A 21,404-nucleotide genomic window follows, 5' to 3' on the forward strand; every position below is an offset into this window, starting at 1 on the left:
TGGCGATTCCCTTTCGTAGAGAAAGAGCGGACTGTATGATCTTCTTTGCGAACTTCCACAGAGCGTAAAGGGACGAAGTCTTTTCTTGCTTCCAATCCGATATTCGTTCACAGCTCCATCCATCTGAAACGGACATGAAAGGGCTTACTAGAAGCTTATGTACACTATGGAAGGAATCATTTGGAGGGCATGGGCTGACGTGCTATACTGTCAAAAATATTAGGAGTTTGTGGAGGAGAATACGATGCAACGCTTTATCAATCAAGAATGGGAAATGCACCAACAAAAACATAAAGACCGTGCACGCATGCTGGTCGCTTGTCCCGATCAACCGGGGATAGTTGCTGCGATCACTCGCTTTTTATACGAACATGGGGCCAATATCGCTCAGTCCGATCAATATTCGACGGACCCTGAGGGCGGCCGTTTTTTCATGAGAATCGAATTTGACATACCTGATTTGGCAAACTGCTGTGGAAGCTTGCGAGAAAAGTTTTTACCAATTGCCAATCAGTTCCAAATGGATTGGAGAATCGTCGAAGCCAATAGACGCAAACGAATGGCAATCTTCGTTTCCAAGGAAGATCATTGTCTGCTGGAGCTTCTTTGGCAATACAATTCGGGAGCACTTTACGCAGACATCGCAGCAGTAGTGAGCAATCATGAAGACATGAGGTCAACAGTGGAGTCATTCGATATCCCGTACTACCATATCCCTGTAACCAAAGAAAACAAAGCGGAGGCAGAGAAACAGCAACTGGAGGTCATTTCGGGACAAGTTGACTTAATCGTCCTTGCCAGATACATGCAGATTCTGTCGCCTCGCTTCCTGGTCGATTATCCGAATCAAATCATCAACATCCACCATTCGTTCCTGCCTGCCTTTGTGGGAGCCAAACCGTATGAGCAGGCATACAATCGGGGAGTCAAGCTGATCGGTGCGACAGCACACTATGTGACAGAAGAGCTGGATGCAGGTCCCATTATCGAACAGGGAGTACAGCGTGTTACTCACCGAAATGATGTAGAAGAGCTAAAGCAAATCGGTAGACAAGTGGAACGAACAGTCCTTGCCCGTGCGGTTACCTGGCATGTGGAGGATCGTGTCCTTGTATATAACAACAAAACCGTCGTGTTTCCATAACTAGAAAAACGTTGTCCAATCCAGGTCTCCCTGGCAGCTTGCACAGGAGAATTAACTGTCCGACTTTCCTAATCGTCAGGAAGTGGTCAAACACGTTGCGGCCTCTTATGTTCCGCTGGTTGCCCACGTTCTTCCCTGACGATTTAGGAAAATCTGGGTAGGCGCAGCCAAAGTCGCTTTGGAGTGGACAAGCATTTTTCTAGCTGGCTCCGCAAATGGAAGAAGGATCAATTACTTTACAGTGATAAAGTAATTGATCCTTCTTTACTGTAATAGGCAATGGACTTAGATTAGTGTCGAGCGTGGAAGCTTGGACAGCTTCTCTACAATCAGCTCGATCGCCTGTCCCGCCTCCGGGCCCTTTAGCAGCAAATGATCGGAGTGGGGGAAGTACGAAATTTGCACATCGGCTGTTCCAACGTTTTGTCGTAGATGTTCGGCACTGATTGCTTTCACCGTATCATCAAGCTGCCCTTGCAGGATGAAGTAAGGGCAAGTAATTTTCGGAAGAATTTGTTTGGTTTCTGCCAACAGCAGGCGGAATTGCAGCATGCTGCGGAACGGGATCTTGAATAAACTGTTCACATATCTTCGGGCGTGTGGTCGATAGTCTTCTCTCAGGTTGCGCCAGACTTGTTGGATGTCCCAATAATAATAGGGAGTATTGATCGTAACGAGTTGCTTCACCGGGTACGTGCTCGCAATGTGAAAGGCGAGCAAACCTCCCATCGAGAAGCCGATCACAATGATTTCGTCCGTGCGCATTTGCAGGCGTTTGTACGCTTCGCGAGCGGACCGAACCCAACTGCTGCGGTGACTTTTTCCGAGGTGTCTGCGACCCATGCCGTGGCCTTCAAGAGTAGGACATTCTACGATATATCCCTGCTCACGCAATGCTTGCGCCAGTGGCAGAACTTCATGTACATCACCTGCAAATCCATGTATAACCAGACAGCCCATCTGCGTCATAATTTTCAATTCAGCCCCTTCAGCCAACGGTAGAAAAGACCAACAAATCGCTTGAACAAGCGGTGTTGGTCTTTTCATTTTCATATAGTATACCAGATTCTAGAAGGAGATAGTTTTTAACGTGTCGGAAATAATGAGTGTCGGTTGTGTACACGCCTGAATATCTTCTACCGTATAGCCTTCTGCTACTTCGCTCAGCACGAGTCCTTCTGGTGTTACGTCGAGGACAGCACGATCGGTAATGATCCGGTTAATAACCTGTTTGCCGGTTAGGGGAAGAGTGCACTCGTTGAGAATTTTGGATTCACCATGCTTATTGACGTGCTCCATGATGACGACAATCTTTTTGGCACCGTGGACGAGGTCCATCGCTCCGCCCATGCCTTTTACCATTTTGCCTGGAATCATCCAGTTTGCCAAATCTCCATTAGCCGATACTTCCATTGCTCCGAGAATTGCCAAATCGATATGTCCGCCACGAATCATGGCAAATGACTCAGCGCTGGAGAAGTAGGAAGCGCCCGGAATAGCAGTCACGGTCTCTTTTCCTGCGTTAATCAGGTCAGGATCGACTTCTGACTCGGCAGGATATGGTCCAATCCCGAGCAACCCGTTTTCGGATTGCAAAACCACGGTTTTCCCTTCTGGAATATAGTTGGCGACTAGTGTCGGCATTCCAATCCCCAGATTGACATAAAAACCATCTTCTATTTCTTGCGCTGCTCGCATCGCTACTTGTTCACGAGTAAGTGTCATGGGATCGTTTCCTCCTAATGTAAGGTTTTTGCTATTTGCGAGTGGTCAGCCGCTCTATTCGTTTCTCAAACGAAGGGGCTTGAATCAATCGCTGTACATAAACACTTGGAGTATGAATGTGGTCTGGATCCAATTCGCCGACTTCTACGATTTCTTCTACCTCGACAATCGTTACTTTACCTGCGGTTGCCATCATTGGGTTGAAGTTACGAGCGGTTTTGCGGAAGATGAGATTGCCCATCTTGTCAGCCTTCCAAGCTTTCACCAATGCAAAATCGCCAGTTATACCTGATTCCAACAGATACTCTTTCCCATGAAAAGTGCGGGTTTCACGACCTTCTGCAATCGGTGTACCTACGCCAGCCGGAGTGTAGAAAGCAGGGATTCCAGCACCGCCCGCACGGATGCGTTCGGCAAGTGTTCCTTGCGGGGTAAGCTCTACTTCCAGTTCGCCAGATAAAAACTGACGCTCAAATTCTTTGTTTTCACCAACGTAGGAAGAGACCATTTTCTTGATTTGCTTTTCGCGAAGGAGAAGTCCAAGTCCCCAGTCATCAACGCCACAGTTGTTCGATACGACTGTGAGATTTTTGACTCCCTTATCACGCAGAGCGATAATGAGATTCTCGGGAATACCAACCAAGCCGAAGCCGCCCACCAAAAGGGTTGCTCCATCATGGATATCGGCAACAATTTCCGAATAAGAGGTATAGATTTTTGCCATGAAGTTCACTCCCACGTTTATACTTATTTTTTGTTGATTTCCTGACTTTACCTGATCTGTATTTGTTTGTGCTACCAATTCTAAATTGATTGTAACAAACCATTGAACAGGCGAAAAGAAAATTTCCTTTCCCAATATAGTAAAAGAAAGCGGTTACAAATGAATTGCAAGGTTGTGTATATTCGCCAAAAGGCGTAAAATTAGCGGCAAAAAGTTGGAGAGAGGTATTTGCTGGATGAAATTGTTCGTAACAGATTTGGATGGCACACTGCTTGATTCGGGCAAAAAAGTAACACAACGTGACCGCTTGGCTCTTCAACAGGTAGCATCAGAAGGAATCGAGATTTGCCTTGCTTCTGGACGGATGGACCAGGAATTGATTTATGTAATGGAAGAAATCGGCGGAGTCTATCATCGGATCAGTCAAAATGGCGCCTATGTCTATACCAAAGAGGGAAAGCTGCTTCAATCCACTACCTTTGATGTGGAAGTTGCTAAAGAGCTGTTCCAGATTGCTCTGGAGTATCAATTCGTAAGCTTGGTCTGTATTGACCAGTCGATCTATATCCCACAGAAAACCGCGGAGTCCCGTCTTGTTGAGAATCGCATGTTTGCGCCGTTTATTGAACAGCCGGACATACTCGACAGGCTTACAAAAGAGTTTTCACCTTGCAAACTGAGCTTCTTCGGTGACCTTGACAAGCTCAAGAAGCTTCAAAAAGAGGTTGAGACCCGTTTTCCGAATGGGATGGATTCGTTTATCTCGGACAAGGATTGCCTCGACCTGATGCCGCCAGGGACATCCAAAGGAGCAGGGCTCGGCGTATTGCTGCAAGAGATTGGGATGAAACCTGCTGAGGTAGCTTGTGTGGGAGATGCATTCAATGATCTTTCTATGTTTGAGTTCACGCCACACAGTTTCGCGATGGCTCATAGCCCTGAAGAAATTCGTAAAAAAGCAAGACACGTTGTGGATTCTGTTGCTGATGCTGTTGCGGCAATGGTGAAAAGCTGATTAGGACCGATGAAATCGGTCCTTTTTTTTATGTGTAAAAAACGGTTAAGGCAGTTTTGTGTGAAAAAGAAAGTTACATCGAATAAGGAGCCGTGTAACAGAAAAACCTACCAATAGGAACAACTGATTGGCAGGATGATGCATGACATGAAAACACATGAAAATAAAGAAGCTGAAACTATCTTTGCTGAATTGTTTCAAAATGTATTGATCGTACAGGATATGTTTGATCATTCCCCGGATTTGGTTATCCGTTCGTTGACGATCGGTGCAACCGGCACCAAAGCAGTCTTGATCTATTTTTGTGGACTCGTCAGTAAAAATGATATACAGCAGCATATCATCAAGCCACTTCTCGATAAGCAGGCGGTATCTCCTGATGAAATCACAATAGCAGGAGTAACCGAAACGGATAGTTGGGCAGTAGTGGAAATTTCCATTCTAAGTGGAAATACCTTGTTATTTGTTGACGGTATGGAGATCGCATATGTTCTGGAGACCCGGGAATGGCCAGAGAGATCATTGGAAGATCCGCAAATCGAACCGTCTCTAAAAGGAAGCCATCAAGGGTTCCTGGAGACAGCCGGAAAGAATCTTGCCTTAATCCGTCGATTGATTCCCAATCGTGAGCTGAAAATCAAGACATATCGGTTGGGGAGACGGGGAGAAGTTCTATTGTATATCTTGTACATTGCTGATTTGACGAACAGCGAATTTTTACAGGAGATCAACGAAAGGTTGGATCGACTGGATATTGATACGGTACTCAGCACAGGTGCATTAGGAGAGTTGATTGAGGACCACCCGTTTTCTCCTTTCCCGCAATTTATTATTACGGAGAGACCCGATTCTACAGCTTCTCAGCTACTGCAAGGGAGAGTTGCTATCATTGTTGATCGCTCTCCAGGTGTATTAATTGGTCCCACAACGTTTCTCTCTTTTTTACAAAGTCCAGATGATTACGGTACAAGGTGGCTAGTTGCTTCTTTTCTGAGAATCCTGCGATTTGCAGGGTTGTTTATCGCTATATTTTTACCAGCGTTTTACATTGCACTGCTTTCCTATAACTACGAAGTAATTCCGATCAAATTGATATTGTCAATTGGCGAAACCAGGGAGAAGGTACCATTCCCTCCACTAGTAGAAGCATTGCTAATGGAGCTTACTCTGGAAATGCTGAGAGAGGCGGGGATCCGTTTGCCAGCCCCAATCGGGCAAACAGTTGGAATTGTGGGTGGTATCGTCATTGGACAAGCAGCAGTACAAGCAGGAATTGTAAGCAATATCATGGTGATTGTCGTGGCGTTCACAGCAATTGCTTCCTTTATTATTCCGAACTATGACATGGCATCAGCGGTACGATTCATTCGGTTTCCGATGATGCTGCTTGCTTCCATGTTCGGGATTGTAGGTATCATGGTAGGATTGATGGCTTTTATCGGCCATGTAATTACATTGCGTTCCTTTGGTGTCTCTTATGATGATCCGATTGATACGATTCATCTTAGTGATTTGAAAGATACAATCATCCGTTTGCCGCTTTGGCTTATGAAGTCAAGACCATCAAGCACGAAGCCGAAACAAATGAAAAGACGAGATAATGATGGTTCGGTAGGTGAAAAAAGTTGAATAACCATCTGAAACAAAATAGTATCAGTTTACTTCAATATATAATGTTAATCCATGGAGCTCAGGTAGGTATCGGAGTGCTTAGTTTGCCACGAGATGTTGCTCAGATTAGCGGCACTGATGGGTGGATGGCAGTCATAATAGGGGGCATAGTTTCGATTCTCGTGAGCATATTGATCATTCAGATCATGGAACGCCATTCTGGGTTAGATATCACTGAAATTTTTCAGATTTACTTTGGACGATGGATGAGAAAGGTACTGACACTTTTTTTTGTCATCTACTATGCCTGGTCTGGGTTGACCATTCTGTTATATGTAAATGGTATCATTCGGGTGTCACTCCTTTCGCAAACTCCAAGCTACTTGGTAATATTGCTGTTTTTGTTACCAGGCTTCATGATCGCACGTCACGGAGTTCGTGTATTGGGAAAATATGCTGTGGTTATTTTTGTGCTATTTTTATGGATGCCATTTGCTGTGATTATTCCATTGGGGAAGTTTGAGTACCTCTATTTATTACCTATCTTAAAAGAAGGTGCCGGTCCTGTATTAGCTGCAATAAAGACAACCATTTTCTCGTTTCTCGGGTTTGAGACCGCATTCTTCTTTTATCCGTACTTGCGGAAAAAATCTTCAGCTGTTTTGGGGATGACCATTGCAAATCTCATATCCTTGGTCATTTATCTCGTTACCACAGTCGTTTGTTTTGGATATTTCAGCCCCGATGAAATACAGACGTATACTTGGCCTACAATCAGTTTATTTAAGGTAACTGAATTGGCTTTTATTGAACGTTTGGATATTATCTTTTTATCTTTTTATTTGCTCATTGTTTCAGCAGTGTGGTTGCCGTACAGTTATTTAGGAGCATACAGTTTAAGTAGCTTGTTTAAGAAGGGTAGAGAACAAGTGATTCTCTTTCTCTTTTTTCTAGGGTTGCTAATACTGACGTTTTTTTGGACGCCAACTTTTACACAGTTGAAATCGATCGAAAGCATTTCAGGTCATATTGGCATCATAGCAGCCTATGTTTTTCCTGTTTGTATGTGGATTTATCTTCAGTTGCATCGTCTTTTTACAGGAGGTAATAAAACGTATGAATCATAGGCTGAAGTTGATCCTTCTATGTATTCTTCTCGCCCTGACCCAGGCGGGATGTTACGATCAGATCAATCTGGAAAATGCACGCATGACGTTGGTGCTTGGTATTGATCTTGACAATCAAAACAATTTAATCGTTTACAGTACGAGCCCGGTATTTAATCGGGAGGCAAAGAAAAGGACAAGTGTATTCAGTGCAAAAGGAAATACGGTGCGAGAGTCAAGGCAATCTTTTGATGCGATGACACCGGGTTATACGATTGGCGGTAAAGTACAAGTTGTCTTACTAGGCAAGAAATTACTGGAACATGGTAATTGGTTTCCCCTGTTTGATGCGATATATCGTGATGCCAAACTGACGGTTACGTCTCGAATCGTAGCTGTAGACGGGCCAATAGAGTCGATTGTTGTCTCTGAGGCTAGTGAATTGTCGCGGCTTTCCCAATACTTGTCTTTGCTTGTGGAATCAAATTATGAGAAAGGATTAACTGTCCCAACCACCATTCAGGATTTTCATCGTCAAATGTATGACAAGGGAATGACAGCTTCTATCGCCGAAATAAAGAAAGAGAAGGAAGTCATGGTAAAAGGGATCGCTATTCTGGACAAACATGCCAAACATCGAACCTCTCTTAACGTAAAGGAAAGTCTCCTGTTTCATCTTTTACAAGCAAAAGAGACCAAGCAAGTATCGCTTACCATTCCAGTAGGAAGTAATCCCGATCAAGAGAAAAACAAGATGCTGGTGAATAAAAGGGTCAGTTTTCTTGTAAAGAATGCTTCTCGTCAAGTGAAGACAGATTATCGCAATGGGCGCTTTGTGTTTACGATCCCGCTTTCCTTGCAGATTGCCCTGTCAGAGGTTGTATTCCCGATCGATATTGAAAAGCAAAAAAAGCAACTGGAGAAGATGATTGCAGATACGATACAGACGCAAATGTTGCATGTGATACGGAAATGTCAAATGGTTAAGACTGATCCGTTCGAAATGGGAAAGTATGTTAGGGCATATCATTATCCGATTTGGAAAAAGGTTCAGGATCGCTGGCCCGAAACATTCGCTAATGCTGAAGTACATGTCCCTGTACAGGTTGAAATAATTGGAAGGGGATTGACCCAATAATGAGGAGAGGTCCGATTAAACGGGCTTCTTCTTATTTCTCTTAATAATTCTTTAGAAAAAAGAAGTATTCAAGATCGTTTGGAGCAATGTAAAATATATTTTATCAATTCTAAAAATTCCACTCATTAAGAAGGCAATGAAGTTATGGGGGATCGATAATAATGAAAAAAATGATAGCAGTCCTAATGACCACCCTGCTTATTTTGAGTGGTTGTGAAAAACTAGAGGCGGACATTGAAAAATTAAAAGAGAGAGAAAAAGAAAGCGTAATCAAAGCGAAAACAGTTGAAGTTTATAAGGTGGAACCGAATGCACAGCCGCTAGTTCAGCAGATCTATGGTACCGCGACACCTTCCAAGGAATTGTCGCTTTCGTTTGGTACCTCTGGCAAAATTGCCAAAATCCATGTGCAAAAGGGAAGCTTCGTCAAGGCGGGCACGGTTCTGGCAACCCTCGATACATCTGTCTGGGAACAACAAATCGCAGCAGCCCAAGGAGCGGTTGAACAAGCCAACGCAAGGAGGAACCAAACCTTGCAAGGAGCCACTTCGCAAGAGATTGCCCAGCAAAAACTGGCAATTGAAAAAGCCAAACAGTCTTTGAAAAAGGCAACCAATGATTACGAGCAGGGAAAACGGCTGTTTGACAATGGTGCCATCTCCAAGGATGAGCTTGATCGTCTCTCCTTTGAGTACAAACAGGCCTTACTGGATGTGCAGGACGAGCAAGTAGAGCTTGAGAAGCTAACCAGATCCACGGACAAGGCTGATATTGAGGAAGCTGATGCCAATGTGAAGCAGGCTGCTGCCGATTTGCTTCGTGCCAAGCAAGATATGAAAGATGCGCAACTGATTGCTCCTTTTTCAGGTGTCGTGACGACTGTCAGTTTTCAGGATGCCGAACAGGTTGGTGGCGGTCAGGAAGTGATCAAGCTGATCGATGCTTCCAAATGGCTGGTCAAGTTGCAAGTGGAAAGTGAACAAAACGATATATGGCGCAAAGGAATGAAAGTAAAGCTCTCCACCTCGAACGGCAAACAGGTGGACGGTGAGGTTACGTATGTATCGGCGGCTTTGGATGAAAAAACGGGAACGTATCCCGTTGAAGTTTCCGTGCAAGGAGAAGTTCCGGATTGGAAAGCGGGCATGACGATCGTTTGCCAATACGAGATTCAAAAACCGCAAGCGCTGTTGGTTCCGATCACAAGTGTCGGTATTTCAGCAGAATCACATTATGTAATGAAAGTAGATGGAACTACGGTTAGAAAGACTCCCGTAACCGTGGGTGGTCTGTTTGGCGAATACTATGAGATTGTTGACGGGCTTACTATGAATGAGGAAGTCATCAAGGCTGGTATTTCCTACGTGATTGATGGCGAATCGGTGCAGGTGCTTGCCGAATGAGAAAATGGATCGATTCACACATGCGCAAACGCCTTACGATGCTCTTTATCATCTTACTTCTGATTACAGGGGTAACGGCCAGTCTGAAGATGAACATTTCCGTGTTTCCTGATCAGCCATTGCCAAGCTTTCAGATTCGCACAGCAGCACCGGGTATGCTTGCCTTTGATGTGAATAACCAGATCACACAACCATTAGAAGAAGCCGTACGCCAAGTGGGAGGGATCGAGAAGCTGACTTCTGTTTCTCGTGCCGGCTCTTCTGTGATCACGATTAAGGGGAAAGTTAACGACCTCACTGCTTGGAAAGAAAGACTGGAAAAAAAGATTGAGACAGCTTCCAGACAGCTTCCTGTGGACCCTGCCAATGTACAGCTTCGTCAGGATAACTTGCAAACGTCTGAATTAGGCTATTATCTCCTGCATGGAGCAGACCTTGCTACGCTAAGTGAGATTGCAGAATTTCAGGTAAAAAGCCAGCTTGCTCAACTATCAGGTGTGTCCAAAGTAGAAATCGAATCTGAGAGCGTAGAAAGCAAGTTGGAAATCCAATTTCGCCCTTCCATGTTGCAAACATACGGCCTTACACCAACGGACGTCACGGATCAACTTCGTGGACTGGGAAAGGCAAGCCAGATCGGTGAAATCGGAGAGGGAAGTGACAAGGCGTATATCCAATGGGTAACGCAACCGGCTAATCCAGAGGAAATCGGCAAGTTGCCCATTGCAACGAATAAAGGATACATCTCTCTTAAAAGATTGGCAGACATCCGTGATCTGCGGGGAAGTCAGTCTGAGCAATTGTCCCTGTACAAGAGCGAGCCTTTTATCGGCATTCGTGTATATGGGCAAGAAATTGGGCAAATGATCGCCGCGCAAAATCGCCTGGATGAGGCAGTGAACGAAATTAATGAGCATGCAAACGGACGTTTTCAACTTACCCAATTTGAGAATCCGTCTACTGTTTTGCATAACAATTTGCAAGATATGAGTCTCTTTATGGGCATCCTTGCACTTTTCTCTATCGTCATAATTGGCCTTTGGATGCGGCAGGCGTTGGCAAGTGTTATTGCAGCCGTTGGTCTCGTGACGGGGATTGCCTGGATGCTGGCAGGGTTATGGCTCTTTGATTACGGTCTTCATACTCAAACCATCGGGCTAATCAGCATTGTTGCGATCCTGATGAATGGAGCCGGTTTATCGTTGTTTCATCGGTACCGTAGGATCGAAGAATGGAATGAGACATCGATTGGTCACTCAACCAAACAGGCTTTGATTCCGATTAGCATTGCCTTCATTAGCCTGATGCTCTTGATGAGCCCGTTTTTGTATACCGATTTTATCAAGACAGCCGACAAAGCCATTTTTTATCTCGCTATCCCCAGCTTCATTTGGGGAGCGATTGGTCTGGTCGTCGTGTACGGTTTTATCATTCCTTCACTTACGCATATGTGGCTGCGTCCGGTGAAAGCGGAGAAGGCCGCCCAACCGTCAGGAAAGCTATCGAACTACTTTGCGGAAATGTGGAGAAGAATTCGCGATCTGCGCTATATGCCATTAGGGATCTCTCTTGTGAGTACGGTTTTAATTGTGGTTTTCTGTAAACCGTTTGTCATTACTCAACCTTTTACCCAGTTGGAACAAAATCAGATGTCACTGAGCTTGGAGATGGTAGAAGGAAGCAAGGTGGAAGATGCATTCAAAGCAGAGAAGTTCATAGAGGAGAAGCTTCGCACCTTCCCGGAAGTAATTGATCTGATTGCAGCTGTCTCCAAGGATGAAATCCAGCTCCAGATAAAAATGGTGGACCGTTATGATCGGACGAGAAGCAAGGGGCAATTTGATAAAGAATTGAAAAATCTCCTGTTGAACGTACCGGGGATCAAGACATATGATCTGGCTGGTGGTGATGAGGATGATGAAATCGTAGAATTCACGGTTAAAGGCACCTCTCTTGCAACAACGAAAACATTGGCAGATCAATTAGCCTATCGAGTAGCCAGATACCCTATCTTGACTCGTATGCCGTACCAAGACCCGTTCGTTACACAAGTGAAAACAAGTTATGAGGGGAAACTGAAACAACTCAACTTCCTCCCTCGTACGGATGTGCTGGCTCGCTATGAGGTAAGCGAAGCTGCGATCAAGGATCAATTGCAAAGCTACCTTGGAGAGCACAATATTGGTACTGTCCGTTGGAATGATAAGGACACACAAATCGTTGCCAAGTTCCCTGATCAAGCTATGCAGCACCCGGATCAGATCAATAACCTGCTGATCCATACCCTACGTGGCGTTGTGCCATTCAAGGATTTGGTTAGCTGGGAGCTGACACCTTCTGCGGAAGAATACAACCGTGAGGACGGCATGTATCTGATCAAGATAACGGGTGTGGTAGATACGGAGTTTACATCTGCCGAGCAGATCTACGCAGCACTTCCACGGATTAAGAAGTTTTTCACGACACCAACAGGCTATTCGATATTGACGGGAGAAGATGTGCGCAAACAGGAGAAAGAAAAAGCAGAAGAAAAAGATGTGACGACCCGTGTTCTCATTAGTTGCATTACCGTATTGTTCTGCTTGGGAGTAAGTGCAGTAGGTTTACGCAGAGTTACCCCAGCTCTGACCCTGTTGCTGACACTGCCGCTCTTCGCCGCTTCCAGTGTGTTGGGTCTCTTGATAATTGATCGCCCCTTATCGATGACGAGTATGTATGGATTAATTGGTGCTGTCGGTCTGATGCTGCAGCAAGGATATTTGCTCATCAATCAAATGGAAAGCGAAAAAGCAGTTCGATTGAGTCTCCCGTTGATTGGAGCCGTGCTGGTAACGGGTCTGATAGCTTCCATACCACTTGCATTGGGATGGGGAACACAGGAAGACTTCCATGCTCCTTTTGCCGCTACATTCTCTTTTGGGTTGCTGCTGTCAGGGTGGATTCTCATCGGTCTGCTGCCAGGATTGTATCCGCCGATGGCGCAAAGCTCGCTTCACCAATCTGTTCGTAATGCCGATCTGTTGCAGCAACAGGTGAAAAACTGGTGGGTGAACGGACAGATCAAGCGGCGTGATGCACGTGCGTTGAAACGAACGGAAAAAGCAAACAAACTGACCTATCAAGAGTCGTCCCAGCAAAAAGAAACAGGAAACAAAAAACACGCAACAAGCTTGTCACCAGAGGATTTCTTGCCATTAAACAAAATGACGGAGTAAATAGAGGAGCGCTGGCATTTCGGTATGCTGGCGTTTTTCTACTTATGGAGGTGAATATGAAACCAAAGAAAAGAAGTCGGTTGCGGATGGCAGCAGGTGTGATGTATTACCGAACTAGAAGATATTTGACATGGACATTTGGCCGCCAAAGGTTTGCAAAAGAACGCAACAGCAAGCCTTTTCCACATGTTCTGTTTCACCATGCGACACCGTTATTGCGTAAACTGGCCAATGTAGATATGTGGATGCAGATCAACAAGATTACGAATCTTCATTTGGCCGTGCAGCAACTCAACGGGATCGTCATCCATCCAGATGAGATATTCTCCTATTGGAAGCTGATCGGGAAGCCTACCAAAAGAAGGGGGTACGTGGAAGGGATGCTGCTTTCCCACGGTCAAGTAACGCCAGGGGTAGGTGGGGGCTTGTGCCAATTGTCGAACCTGATCTACTGGATGACTCTGCATACGTCTCTACAGGTTACCGAACGCTACCGTCACAGCTATGATGTGTTTCCTGACTCGAACCGCAAGCTGCCTTTTGGGAGTGGTGCCACCTGCTTTTACAATTACCTTGATCTGCAAATCGTAAATCCAACCAGCCAACCAGTTCAACTAACTGTTTATCTGACGGAGACAGAGCTGATTGGCGAGTGGCGCTCTGTTGTGCCAAAGACCAGGAATTATGAGGTTTATGAAAAAGCGCACTGGATCACGCATGAGTGGTGGGGAGGGTATATGCGTCATAATACTTTGCATCGCAGAATCAGTGATTTGCAGGATAATCTCATTGATGATGAGTTTGTCACTGAAAATCATGCTATTATGATGTACGAGCCGATGTTGCCTAAATGGGAAACGGCGAATGGATACAGCGGAAAGTAGCAGGTGGTAGGTACGTTGAAGAATAACAGAAGGATCATCATGGATGTATTGTTATTACTATGTTTTCTGGCAGGCATTTTCATTGCATCATCCCAGCCGTACGAGAAACAAGACCTGCGGGGAACGATCCGAAAGTATATTAATATGAATCAAGTACAGGATAAATTAGGAGGCATCCATTTTAATTACGGAAAGAAGGAAATTAGTGTAGAAGAGTCGGGAGCCGATGGATTTGTTGAATTTTTTATTCGAAAAGGAACCCACTTTCTTACGTTTACCTTTTTTGGTATCCTGTTTTATCGTTTGTTTCGCTATTGGACCAAACCGAGAGAGGCGATTGCGTGGACTGGATGGATCGGTACCTTGGTGGCGATTTCTGATGAGTGGCATCAGTCCTTTACACCGAACCGGACAGCAATGATTACGGACGTGATTTTAGATGTATCTGGATTGGTTTTCGCAATGATTTTAATCACAGTTTTACGTGTTTTTAGGCGATGAAAGCGTATTAATAATTTTCACAGAATGATCACAGGTTTTTCATTTCATGTAACGTCTCTTAGTGATAAAATCTTGTACGGTCAATCATATTAGCTAAATATTATTCGATTATAAAATGATCGAGAAATGGACGTGAAGACAGCATGAAAGTACCTGTTGGGGTTTCCAACCGCCATATCCACCTGTCACAAGAACATGTAGAAGCACTGTTTGGAGCAGGATATCAACTTCGTAAACTAAAAGAATTGAAGCAATATGGTCAATACGCTGCAGAAGAAACAGTAACCCTCGTTGGAGCGAAAGGGAAAATCAGCAACGTAAGAATCTTGGGTCCTGTACGTAAAAACACCCAGGTAGAAATTTCCCGTACGGACAGCTATTTGCTTGGTGTAGATCCGCCGATTCGCGATTCAGGCGATATCAAAGGCAGTTCTTCCATTACGATTGTAGGACCAAAAGGCGAAGTTACCCTTGATGAAGGTTGCATCCTCGCCATCCGCCACATTCACTTTTCTCTGGAAGATGCCAAACGTTTTGGCGTTGCGGATAAACAACTTGTTTCTGTATCTGTTGAAGGTGCACGTTCCCTTATTCTGGAGAACGTACTTTGCCGTGTAAATAAAGATTTCCGCCTTGAATTCCATATTGATACGGATGAAGCCAACGCTGCCGGACTCAAGAATGGACAAGAAGTAGAAGTAATCGTACCAGAAAAACAAGATGAAGATTATCTTGATTTGCGTAAACGTGAAAAACAACTTGTACTTGTATTGAACTGCGGAAGCTCTTCCGTTAAATATAAGCTGTATGAAATGCCAACGAAAAAACTGATTCTCTCTGACTACCTGCAAGAGATCAAACGTGATCAATACGAAGCAGCGATTACTTCTGTATTTGAAAAGCTGTCCGGATATGACATTTCCCTTGTTTCTCACCGTGTTGTTCATGGTGGAGAAGAGTTCAAGTCATCTGTAATCATTGATGAAAAAGTATTGAACACGATTGATCGTCTCTCTCGTTTTGCACCACTTCATAACCCGATCAACCTGCAAGGCATTCAGCTTGCACAAAAGCTTTGCCCAAATGCGACACACGTAGCCGTATTCGATACAGCGTTCCACCAAACAATGCCGCCATCTTCTTACCTGTATGCTTTGCCATATGAGTACTATGAAAAATACGGCATCCGCAAATACGGCTTCCACGGCAGCTCACACCGCTATGTAATGCAGCGTGCAGAGCAAATTATGGAAATGCCGAAGGACAAACTTCGCCTCATCAGTTGCCATATCGGCAGTGGGGCAAGCATCGCTGCAATCCGTTACGGAGAATCTCTTGATACATCCATGGGCATGACGCCGTTGGCAGGTCTCACAATGGGTACACGAAGCGGTAACATCGACCCAGGTATCATTCCTTATATTGAGGAAATCGAGCAAACCGATACAGCAGGAGCGATGGACATTCTGAACAAGAAGAGTGGTCTTCTGGGAATTTCTGGTGTATCCAGCGATCTGCGTGATGTAATGAAATGTGCAAACGAAGGCGACCTGCGTTGCCAGTTGGCGATTGAAATGTTCACAACCAAGCTTCACTCGTTTATCGGCTTGTATCTTGCACGTTTGAACGGTGTTGACGGTATTATATTTACAGCAGGTGTTGGCGAAAACAGCCCGGAAGTGCGTCAATTGGTGTGCAGCGGTCTGGAGTTCGCAGGTGTCATTCTTGATCAGGAAGCAAACCGCACGATAAAAGGAGAAGGCTTCATCAGCAGCCCATACTCTCCGATTAAAGTGATGGTTATCCCAACCAACGAAGAGTTGATTATGGCTACAGACGCATATCAGTTGTATTTGGATGCTCCTGTGGTAGTAAACGCATAATCAACGTTAGATTGGACTTTTCAGAGGCTTGTACTCTCTGCTATACTTAAAGAATGAGCCCCTTACTGAGGATCTCGACACTTTTGTGAAAAGGTAAAAGGAGTGTAAACTTAATGGCAGTTGAAGTGGGAAGCATCATTGAAGGAAAAGTGACGGCGATTAAACCATTTGGGATGTTCGTAGCCGTGAATGAAACCGAGCAAGGCTTGGTTCATATTTCCCAAGTAGCAAATGGGTTCGTAAAAGATATTAACGATCACTTTTCCGTAGGAGCCACTGTAAAAGTGAAAGTGCTCTCGATCGATGATGCGGGCAAGATCTCGCTTTCCGTTCGTGCAGCATTGCCAGCACCAGAGCGCGAGGTAAGAGAAGAACGTCGCGGCGGCGGTGGTAACCGCGGTGGCGATCGTGGTAATAAACGCGGCGAAAATGCAGGCTCCTTCGAAGATAAACTCAAAAAATGGCTTAAACATAGCGAAGAGAACCTCGCAACAATCAATAAAAAGCAAAACAAACGCGGTTACTAAGCGTAAATGACAAGAAGAGGAACAATGCGTTCCTCTTCTTTTTGCGTATTTAAGAGTTTATAAGTTGAGGGCCCCGCCCGACGACGCTCAGGACGTGCAAGTGTCGACGATGCAACACGGATGTTGCGTTTAGTCGACTGCCAGCTATCTTCTTGTGTCGGGTGGGTTTTCTTACACTTCTTTGCGTAATTGGAGGTCCAATACGAAGTTGCCAAATGGAATGACAGAAGCAACCAAGGCACCAGCTACTCGCAAAAATGACCAACGAAGTGCATACGTCACGTGTGCAACCGCTAAAAGATAGAGGACGAACAGCAAGCCATGCAAGCCACCTACAACAGTGACGACCTGGGGAATATCAGCAAAGTACTTTAAAGGCATGGCAATTCCCAGGAGAAGCAGAAATGAGATACCTTCAATGAGTCCGATGGCACGCAAGCGCCCGAGTGGTGTTTGTAACACAGCAATACCTCCTGTAAATTGTTCGTCGTGATAGGTGATAAGTGTTATTATAAAACAAAATAACTTAAACATCATGATAATAGTGTTTTATTCATATATTTTTCATTTTTGACTCTCCTGGTTGCTGAAGGATGAAGGTAAACGACATACTAAGCTTTGGAAAGAAAGTGAGCAGAGGGTGTTGAGTGAATGGAGAAGGTACTAGTAGATAGTTCTTTGCTGCTTGCTTGCGGGAAAGAAGAATCTCCTGTTGCAGGTGTGGAACTCTTCACGATTACCTATCGCAGTCAGGGATTGAAAGTAAAAGCACTGCTTGCTCTTCCTGATGGAGAAGGACCGTTTCCCGCCTTGTTATACTGTCGGGGTGGAATGAAACAAATCGGGAAGGTAAAAAAGGAGCGGATCGCCCAATTGGCCTCCTTTGGTTACGCTGTGCTGGCGCCTCATTACAGAGGAAATGAAGGGGGAGAAGGCAGGGATGAATTTGGCGGGAATGATCGATACGATGTATTTGCTGCTTATGACCTGTTAAAAGAAATGAACGTGATCCAACATGACCGAATCAGCCTATACGGTTTTTCAAGAGGTGCCATAATGGCACTCTTGGCCGCCATCGAGCGAGAAGGATTTCACTCGGTTGTGATCTGGAGCGGGGTAGTAGATCTGGAACGTACCTTTCAGGAAAGAACAGACATGCGCAAGATGCTAAGACGAGTGGTTGGTCATCCAGAAAAAAATCGAGAGGCGTATTTGCAGCGGTCTCCGGTACACCGTGTGAAAGACATCACCTGTCCCGTGCTGATTATCCATGGTACAGAGGATTTGAATGTCGGAGTAGAGCATGCCCACCAGTTGGCACGAGAACTGGAGCAGCATTCCAAGCCATATGAATTATGGCTAGCTCAGGGAGCTAGCCATTTGTTTGATTCTGAACAAATCGGAGAGTATACACGTGCCATGTTTGAATGGTTAGAGGTTCCGAACAGGCTCCTTCGGAAGTGAGATCGTAATTTTGGTCCCGATTCCTGGTTTGCTGTCAATCGTCAGTGTACCTCCATGGTTTTTGACCATTCGCATAGAAATAGGAAGACCAAGACCTGTCCCTTCTTCCTTCAAAGAGAAGAAGGGATCAAAAATCCTCGTAACATACTCACAAGGAATTCCTTCACCAGTATCTTCTACACAGATGTACACCCTCTCTTCATCCTGATCAGAGTGTATTGTCAAAATTCCTCCATGTGGCATAGCTTCCAGGCTGTTTTTCATGAGGTTTAACAACACCTGCTTCATTTGCTCAACATCTGCGTGCAACACAATCGTTGGGTCGTATGCTTCGATGATTTCGATGTTGTGCAGGCTGGCTTCCCCCTTCATCAGAGGGAGGATAGAAGCCAACAAATCATCCAGCAGCACTTCTCGATAATTTGGACTCGATGGCTTCGATAGGAGCAGCAACTCCGTAACAATCTTGTTCACTCGCTCGATTTCTTGCAGGATGAGCGGCAAATGATACTTGTCCCGATCCTCACGAGAAAATGCCTGCATAAGCAGTTGCATGAATCCGTAAATGACTGTAAGCGGATTTCGGATCTCGTGTGCTGCACCTGCTGCCAACTGGCCAACAAGCGATAATTTTTCCGATTGATGCATATATTCCTGTACTTTAATTTGTTCAGTTATATCCGACAACACAACCATCCAGCCCATTTCTTCCCGATGCTGGTCCAGTAACGGTACATAGGAGATCAATGCGGTAAAAATGTCTCCCTCTCTGTTGTATAGCGGCTTTTGCTGATTTTCAAACCAAGGTGTTTCCAGTTCCCAACTGGTTGGTGAGATCGGAAAGGAATTGCCGTCCAGTACCACAAGCTCTTCTGCCTTTAGGTTCATGTGAACCTCTGAGGTAGGGTGATGCTTGGTGATGACACCTACAGGAAGCGAGTTGAGGATTTGCTCCCGGATGAGTTTTTCTGCTTCAAGAATGCGATTTTGTTCCTGACCTCTTGCGAACAGATCGGCAATGTTGGAGGACATTTTGTTAATCTCTTTGGCGAGTTCAGAGAAATCGTCTTGCGTGCTATAGGATATTTGTTGTCCGAAGGTACCTTTCGAAACTTCACGCACTTGGCGAATCAGAGACTGAATCGGTCTGAGTAACTCTTTTCGGAAGTAATAAGAACAAAAGATACCAAAGAGAATGGCCAAGACAGAAACGGAATAGGTAATCAACAAGGAAACACGCAATCTGTTTGTCGCTAAAATAAATTCATCATGTGACTGTTTCTCAAGTTGCCGTAATGACAAGGTCAATTGATTTTCCAATTGTTGAATACGTGGTTCTACATCATGTGCCAGCACGTAATTGATCGCAGAAAGATTGTTTGCCTGCAACAAGGGGTCAATTTGATTGAGAAAAATGAAATCAAGCTCGCTCATCAATTGAATGGTTGAGAGCAAGTCTTTTAACTTATGTTTCTCTTTAAATATATCTTTTTCAATTGCAGAGAATCGATTGCGAGATACAAACTGTTTGGAATATTGCTCCAGGTAAGAGGTGTTCTTGGTTAGCGTGTACATTTTTAAAGAATAGGTTTTGGAATAAAGCTGGTTTTTCACCTCAAGAAGGGCGCTCATCTGAGGCAGAATGGATTGTGTCAGATGCGTTTCTTCTGAGGTAACTCTCGTCATTTGATAGCTAAAAAGTAAAGCGACAGAACCAATTAATAAGGTCATTACCATATAGCTTAGAATCATCTTTTTTTGAAAGCCCATTTTACGGAAGGGCAGCATCATACTAGCCTCCAGAGAATGCAGTTATTTCTTTTCCTGTAAAAGCTGCTGCAGTTCTTTCATAATATCATTTTGTACTTCTTTGGGAACCATCGGACCAAAAGGACTTAATCGATTGACTCCCTCTTGCAAGCCATATGTTACCACCCCGGAAGGTAAATTGCCTCCTAAATATTGTTCGAGTATGGTTGTATAAACTTGTCTTACATCTTGAATCAGACAAGCTAACACATGGTTAGGAGCGATGTATCGCTGATCTGCAATGTAGCCGATTGCATAGATATTTGCCTTCTGTGCTTCCATGATGACATCCAGATTGATACTGTCTCCAGTTGTGTAAATGACATCCACACCTTCATCAATTAACTCTTTGGCGGCAAGAATCGCATTGGCTTTGTCATTGAAATCGGGAACTTTCTTTACCACAATTTCTGTATCAGCGTATGCTTTCTTTGCCCCTTGCCTATATCCTTCAATCTGTCTGAATTCGGTAGGTTGATCAACGACGATATAGCCTATTTTATGAGATTTACTCATCAATGCAGCCAGTTTTCCTGTGAGAAAACCGGCAGGCTTCATATCGTACTGAATGGCAGTTTGATTCCGGGAGACGGCTTCGCCATTCAACGTTACAAAGCGGGTATTGGGAAAGTGGGGCGCCATCAGGTTAAAGGGTTTGGAGAAAATGATTCCATGTCCAAGAACCAAATCAAATCCTTCTCTGGCAAAAGAGGTAGCAGAGCTTTGAATTTGATCAGCCTTCAAATTATCGGCAACTTCCAAGGTGAAATCATACTTATCTTGTAAATTTTGTAAACTGCTAAAAGCAGAACTATTCCAGCCCTGATCGTACGTCGGGCCTTCGAGCAGCAATGCAATACGCAAGTAAGGCTTATATGCCATTGCTTCTTGATCTAGTCGATTAAGATTCATCACTAATTGAAATGTCAGTAAACCGAAGAGAATGCATCCAATCAGTATAATTGTTACGATGGACAACGATCGACCACGAAAATACATTGAGCTTCCTCCCTATCTATTCGTATTATAATGAATTGGACAGGTGAGAGAAACAGAAAAAACAAAGAACCGCCTCCAAGGGGAGACGGTTACATATCGAGCTCAGTGTCATGGGGTAAATCCGTTAAACATTGAAGGCGCATCTACCTCCTGGGATAGATCATGCTATCAAAGAGACGGTTTACCATTCGACTTGGGGTGATGCTTAAAATCATCCACGACACATCGCCTCCTAAAAGGTACTTGCGTGTAGATC

Annotated in this window: 18 protein-coding genes and 1 pseudogene; 13 read left to right on the top strand and 6 right to left on the bottom strand. The window is 44.6% G+C overall.

Features of this window, described 5'->3' with window-relative positions; genetic code table 11:
• Window positions 1-244 precede the first annotated feature (244 nt).
• The gene (purU, locus tag ACPW7N_RS21895) at window positions 245-1,144 is read left to right on the top strand and encodes a formyltetrahydrofolate deformylase (protein WP_425653450.1); all 900 of its coding nucleotides are present in this window, start codon (window positions 245-247) and stop codon (window positions 1,142-1,144) included.
• 285 nt (window positions 1,145-1,429) lie between these two features.
• Here the strand turns inward: purU and ACPW7N_RS21900 are convergent, their stop codons facing one another.
• Genes ACPW7N_RS21900 through ACPW7N_RS21910 form a run of 3 tightly spaced genes read right to left on the bottom strand, consistent with a single transcriptional unit; the run spans window position 1,430 to window position 3,593 of the window.
• The gene (locus ACPW7N_RS21900) at window positions 1,430-2,197 is read right to left on the bottom strand and encodes an alpha/beta hydrolase (RefSeq protein WP_425653451.1); all 768 of its coding nucleotides are present in this window, start codon (window positions 2,195-2,197) and stop codon (window positions 1,430-1,432) included.
• A gap of 15 nt (window positions 2,198-2,212) precedes the next feature.
• Window positions 2,213-2,869, bottom strand: a complete 657-nt coding sequence (locus tag ACPW7N_RS21905) for a CoA transferase subunit B (RefSeq protein WP_425653452.1) — start codon at window positions 2,867-2,869, stop codon at window positions 2,213-2,215.
• 31 nt (window positions 2,870-2,900) lie between these two features.
• On the bottom strand, window positions 2,901-3,593 hold the full coding sequence (locus tag ACPW7N_RS21910; protein WP_425653453.1) for a CoA transferase subunit A: 693 nt from the start codon (window positions 3,591-3,593) through the stop codon (window positions 2,901-2,903).
• Window positions 3,594-3,828: 235 nt separating this feature from the next.
• On the opposite strand from ACPW7N_RS21910, the gene ACPW7N_RS21915 reads away from it, so the two are divergent.
• From ACPW7N_RS21915 to ACPW7N_RS21965, 11 genes and pseudogenes are all read left to right on the top strand, one after another.
• Window positions 3,829-4,608 carry an HAD family hydrolase gene (locus tag ACPW7N_RS21915; RefSeq protein WP_425653454.1) on the top strand — a complete coding sequence of 260 codons (780 nt, stop codon included), beginning with the start codon at window positions 3,829-3,831 and terminating at the stop codon, window positions 4,606-4,608.
• Between the two features lie 147 nt (window positions 4,609-4,755).
• Window positions 4,756-6,237, top strand: a complete 1,482-nt coding sequence (locus ACPW7N_RS21920) for a spore germination protein (protein WP_425653455.1) — start codon at window positions 4,756-4,758, stop codon at window positions 6,235-6,237.
• On the top strand, window positions 6,234-7,346 hold the full coding sequence (locus tag ACPW7N_RS21925) for a GerAB/ArcD/ProY family transporter (protein ID WP_425653457.1): 1,113 nt from the start codon (window positions 6,234-6,236) through the stop codon (window positions 7,344-7,346). The genes ACPW7N_RS21920 and ACPW7N_RS21925 overlap by 4 nt, the downstream gene beginning before the upstream one ends.
• Window positions 7,336-8,463, top strand: coding sequence for a Ger(x)C family spore germination protein (locus ACPW7N_RS21930; protein ID WP_425653458.1), 1,128 nt, complete (start codon window positions 7,336-7,338; stop codon window positions 8,461-8,463). Before ACPW7N_RS21925 ends, ACPW7N_RS21930 begins: the two co-directional genes overlap by 11 nt.
• A gap of 161 nt (window positions 8,464-8,624) precedes the next feature.
• Entirely contained in the window at window positions 8,625-9,866 is a 1,242-nt protein-coding gene (locus ACPW7N_RS21935) for an efflux RND transporter periplasmic adaptor subunit (protein WP_425653459.1), read from the top strand.
• Complete coding sequence (locus ACPW7N_RS21940; RefSeq protein WP_425653460.1) at window positions 9,863-13,081, top strand: efflux RND transporter permease subunit; 3,219 nt, start codon at window positions 9,863-9,865, stop codon at window positions 13,079-13,081. Before ACPW7N_RS21935 ends, ACPW7N_RS21940 begins: the two co-directional genes overlap by 4 nt.
• 56 nt (window positions 13,082-13,137) lie before the next feature.
• Window positions 13,138-13,965: a VanW family protein gene (locus tag ACPW7N_RS21945; protein WP_425653461.1), complete on the top strand. Its 828-nt coding sequence runs from the start codon at window positions 13,138-13,140 to the stop codon at window positions 13,963-13,965.
• Between the two features lie 15 nt (window positions 13,966-13,980).
• A complete protein-coding gene (locus ACPW7N_RS21950) occupies window positions 13,981-14,466 on the top strand; it encodes a VanZ family protein (RefSeq protein WP_425653462.1) in 486 nt (161 codons plus the stop codon).
• 143 nt (window positions 14,467-14,609) lie between these two features.
• Window positions 14,610-15,110, top strand: a pseudogene (locus tag ACPW7N_RS21955) (phosphate propanoyltransferase); the annotation flags it as partial.
• 168 nt (window positions 15,111-15,278) lie between these two features.
• Window positions 15,279-16,349, top strand: a complete 1,071-nt coding sequence (locus ACPW7N_RS21960) for an acetate/propionate family kinase (RefSeq protein WP_425653528.1) — start codon at window positions 15,279-15,281, stop codon at window positions 16,347-16,349.
• Between the two features lie 113 nt (window positions 16,350-16,462).
• Window positions 16,463-16,876, top strand: coding sequence for a S1 RNA-binding domain-containing protein (locus tag ACPW7N_RS21965; RefSeq protein ID WP_425653463.1), 414 nt, complete (start codon window positions 16,463-16,465; stop codon window positions 16,874-16,876).
• Between the two features lie 171 nt (window positions 16,877-17,047).
• Here the strand turns inward: ACPW7N_RS21965 and ACPW7N_RS21970 are convergent, their stop codons facing one another.
• Complete coding sequence (locus tag ACPW7N_RS21970) at window positions 17,048-17,338, bottom strand: DUF3817 domain-containing protein (RefSeq protein ID WP_425653464.1); 291 nt, start codon at window positions 17,336-17,338, stop codon at window positions 17,048-17,050.
• Between the two features lie 189 nt (window positions 17,339-17,527).
• Between ACPW7N_RS21970 and ACPW7N_RS21975 the strand changes: the two genes are divergently transcribed.
• Window positions 17,528-18,340, top strand: a complete 813-nt coding sequence (locus ACPW7N_RS21975) for an alpha/beta hydrolase family protein (RefSeq protein ID WP_425653465.1) — start codon at window positions 17,528-17,530, stop codon at window positions 18,338-18,340.
• On the opposite strand, the gene ACPW7N_RS21980 is transcribed toward ACPW7N_RS21975, so the two are convergent.
• A complete protein-coding gene (locus ACPW7N_RS21980; protein ID WP_425653530.1) occupies window positions 18,308-20,128 on the bottom strand; it encodes an ATP-binding protein in 1,821 nt (606 codons plus the stop codon). The two genes, ACPW7N_RS21975 and ACPW7N_RS21980, sit on opposite strands and share 33 nt — an antisense overlap.
• Window positions 20,129-20,152: 24 nt before the next feature.
• Window positions 20,153-21,148 carry a BMP family ABC transporter substrate-binding protein gene (locus ACPW7N_RS21985; RefSeq protein WP_425653466.1) on the bottom strand — a complete coding sequence of 332 codons (996 nt, stop codon included), beginning with the start codon at window positions 21,146-21,148 and terminating at the stop codon, window positions 20,153-20,155.
• Window positions 21,149-21,404 lie beyond the last annotated feature (256 nt).

The organism is Brevibacillus nigriterrae, from assembly GCF_049846925.1.
Classification (GTDB): domain Bacteria; phylum Bacillota; class Bacilli; order Brevibacillales; family Brevibacillaceae; genus Brevibacillus_H.

Coding starts and splice junctions, on each gene's coding strand:
- purU (WP_425653450.1), top strand. CDS start 245: ATGCAACGCTTTATCAATCAAGAATGGGAAATGCACCAACAAAAACAT.
- ACPW7N_RS21900 (WP_425653451.1), bottom strand. CDS start 2,197: ATGAAAATGAAAAGACCAACACCGCTTGTTCAAGCGATTTGTTGGTCT.
- ACPW7N_RS21905 (WP_425653452.1), bottom strand. CDS start 2,869: ATGACACTTACTCGTGAACAAGTAGCGATGCGAGCAGCGCAAGAAATA.
- ACPW7N_RS21910 (WP_425653453.1), bottom strand. CDS start 3,593: ATGGCAAAAATCTATACCTCTTATTCGGAAATTGTTGCCGATATCCAT.
- ACPW7N_RS21915 (WP_425653454.1), top strand. CDS start 3,829: ATGAAATTGTTCGTAACAGATTTGGATGGCACACTGCTTGATTCGGGC.
- ACPW7N_RS21920 (WP_425653455.1), top strand. CDS start 4,756: ATGAAAACACATGAAAATAAAGAAGCTGAAACTATCTTTGCTGAATTG.
- ACPW7N_RS21930 (WP_425653458.1), top strand. CDS start 7,336: ATGAATCATAGGCTGAAGTTGATCCTTCTATGTATTCTTCTCGCCCTG.
- ACPW7N_RS21935 (WP_425653459.1), top strand. CDS start 8,625: ATGAAAAAAATGATAGCAGTCCTAATGACCACCCTGCTTATTTTGAGT.
- ACPW7N_RS21940 (WP_425653460.1), top strand. CDS start 9,863: ATGAGAAAATGGATCGATTCACACATGCGCAAACGCCTTACGATGCTC.
- ACPW7N_RS21945 (WP_425653461.1), top strand. CDS start 13,138: ATGAAACCAAAGAAAAGAAGTCGGTTGCGGATGGCAGCAGGTGTGATG.
- ACPW7N_RS21960 (WP_425653528.1), top strand. CDS start 15,279: ATGCCAACGAAAAAACTGATTCTCTCTGACTACCTGCAAGAGATCAAA.
- ACPW7N_RS21965 (WP_425653463.1), top strand. CDS start 16,463: ATGGCAGTTGAAGTGGGAAGCATCATTGAAGGAAAAGTGACGGCGATT.
- ACPW7N_RS21975 (WP_425653465.1), top strand. CDS start 17,528: ATGGAGAAGGTACTAGTAGATAGTTCTTTGCTGCTTGCTTGCGGGAAA.
- ACPW7N_RS21980 (WP_425653530.1), bottom strand. CDS start 20,128: ATGCTGCCCTTCCGTAAAATGGGCTTTCAAAAAAAGATGATTCTAAGC.
- ACPW7N_RS21985 (WP_425653466.1), bottom strand. CDS start 21,148: ATGTATTTTCGTGGTCGATCGTTGTCCATCGTAACAATTATACTGATT.